The 2,344-nt window shown below is 55.8% G+C and carries 4 protein-coding genes; all 4 read right to left on the reverse strand.

Features of this window, described 5'->3' with window-relative positions; genetic code table 11:
* Positions 1 to 334 (reverse strand): AMIN domain-containing protein (locus tag KKA81_16705; protein MBU2652567.1); only part of this gene is annotated, 334 nt, incomplete at its 3' end.
* 16 nt (positions 335 to 350) lie between these two features.
* Positions 351 to 971 (reverse strand): type 4a pilus biogenesis protein PilO, encoded by a 621-nt coding sequence (locus KKA81_16710; GenBank protein MBU2652568.1) that lies wholly within the window; start codon positions 969 to 971, stop codon positions 351 to 353.
* 12 nt (positions 972 to 983) lie between these two features.
* Positions 984 to 1,649, reverse strand: a complete 666-nt coding sequence (locus KKA81_16715) for a PilN domain-containing protein (protein ID MBU2652569.1) — start codon at positions 1,647 to 1,649, stop codon at positions 984 to 986.
* Positions 1,650 to 1,707: 58 nt separating this feature from the next.
* A partial coding sequence (locus KKA81_16720; protein MBU2652570.1) for a pilus assembly protein PilM occupies positions 1,708 to 2,344 on the reverse strand: 637 nt, incomplete at its 5' end.

Genomic DNA, 2,344 nt, shown 5'->3' on the forward strand with positions numbered 1-2,344 from the left:
GGCGCATGTCGAATACGAGTCGCACGACCTTCTCCGGCGAGACCGCAAACTGGCTGGTGCGGATGTTGGTGACCGGGCACGTGGGGACATCAGAGAATGTTTTCTGGCCGAGATTATGCGTCGCCGACAGGATATCGACAATGACGCGGAACGGCCGGCCGTCCTTGGCTTCCTCGGTTTGATGCGAGAAGCGGACAGCCCCCTGAACATCCACGTGTGCAACGGTGAACCCGTCCTGCCAGGTCAGCTCGACGTTGGACACCTTGGCGGCGGCGAACGAGGAGCCGGCGGTCAGCAAGAGTATCGTGCAAATGAGACCAATTGTCTTCTTCATTGGATTCCTCACTTCGTTACAGAACGAGTTCACTGAGCCGTTCATTTTCCTTCACAAAGTATGTCGACAGGGTGAACTTGGCAGTCATGGTTTCGTTTTTAGAGAGGTCATCCAATTCACCCGCGGTCTCCGTCGTCGGTTTCGAAACGGCCAGTTTAAGCGCGGTCATTTCGACTCCCGATACGTTGGCGATAAAGGGGAAATTGGCGACGTAACTGATGAACCGGCCGAGATCGTGATAGGTACCGGTCATCTCCACCTCAAATGAGGCAATGTTGTAGAAATTCTGGCTCTGCAGCTGTTGCGGCTCGATCTGGGTGATCTTGGTGCCGGTGATGGAGGAAGCGGTGTGCAGCTGCACGAGCAGCGACGGGATCTGCTTCACTTCCGGCAACAGCGCCTCGATCTCATGGTACCGATCGGTGAGATCCGCATATTCGTTCTGCAGGGCGTCAAGCGACTTGGCCTTGAGTTCTACGTTACGAAGGTTGGTCGTGATCGACTCGAACTCCTGGCTTTTCAGACTGATCTGATCGTCCAGGTTCACGTACAGCCGTGAATACCAGAAGTAGGCCACGATAACGAAGAACAGCACAGCCATTGCTATTTTTTGGGTTTTGGAATCTTTAAGGTCCATAGCCTATCTTCCTCAGTTTAAGCTCTTGTGGCTGGTCGATTCCGTGCCCACCCTGGAGTCTTCCGCCTGGGCGATCAATCCCCGCAGCTCCTCATCAGAGAGATAGTGGAGATTGCAGGACAGGACAAAGTTGTAGGCCTTGTATTCGCCGAGCGTGATTTCCTTGGTGGAGACCAACTCTACATTTTCAAAGTATTCCGACCGCATGGTGTTGATCATAAAGGACGCCAGGGCGTTGAGCGTAAACGCGTACCCTTCGACCTCGACCGGATGAATGATCGGCTGGGCCGGGTCCACCGGAGTCTCGGCGGATTTTTCACCCGCTTTGGCCTTGGCCTGCGAGGTATCGGGCGGAGCGTCCTTTTCGGTGAAGCGGCCGAGCCAGACGAATTCCGGCACGTTGCGGTTGATATCCTCGAGGATCCGCACCCAGGCTGAACGGTGGCTGTCAAGACTCTCGACCGCGGACATACGGGCCGAGATCTTTCTCTTGACGTCCGTCAGACCGTCAACCAGCTGAATGTCTTTCTGGAGCATGGCCGCGCGCTGCTTGGCTTTGTCGATGTTGTCATTGAGCGTCGCCAGCTGGCTTTTTTGGTACACGGTAACGGCCAGAAGCATCAGGATGATGCCGGCGGCGGCGGCGACTGCATAGAAGCCGGACTTGCCGAAATTCAAGCTGAGCTGCTTTTTCCGATATCCCTTGGGCAGTAGGTTTATTTCTATCATACCAGTCCTACCTCACCTTCCGCATCGCCAATCCAACAGAGACGGTCAGCAGCGGCGCGATCTTTTCCGGCTGGATGTACTGGAACAGATCGGGGTCGTAATCCACTTTCCGCAGCGGGTTGGCTATTTCGAGTGGAATGTTGAGCTTCGACTGCAGCAGTTCCGGCAGGTAGGGCGTCAGCGCACCGCCACCGGAGAGCACGAGCCAGTCGATCGCGTCGACCTTCGACTGCGACTTGAAGTATGAAAAGGCCAGTTCGATGCCCGAGATCAACTCGTCGGTTGCCGAGATGATGGTTGCTTTGAGCATGTCCTGGTCGATGGATTCGTTCATCTCACCCTTGATGGCCTTCGAGGTCAGTTCGGGATTCAGACGGAATTCCTTCTGCACGGCGTTGTAGATTTCACGGGCGCCGGCCGAGACGTCACGGGTCGAGTGGTAGAGACCGTCGACCAGATAGGTCAGGTTGGTGACATCGGTCCCGATATTGACCAGGGCGGTGACCTTGGTCGGGTCGATGTCGTAGTTGTACTCGTACGCGTTGTAGATGGCCAGGGCATCGTCGTCGACGATTACCGGACGCAATCCGCAGTCTTCGATCATCTCGATCTGGGCCTGCAGGAATTCTTTGCGGGCGGCGACC

This window comes from Bacteroidota bacterium, assembly GCA_018831055.1.
GTDB lineage: Bacteria > Bacteroidota > Bacteroidia > Bacteroidales > B18-G4 > M55B132.

Bases quoted from the DNA above. Each gene is read 5' to 3' on its own strand.
- KKA81_16710 (MBU2652568.1), bottom strand. From the start codon at position 971: ATGGACCTTAAAGATTCCAAAACCCAAAAAATAGCAATGGCTGTGCTG.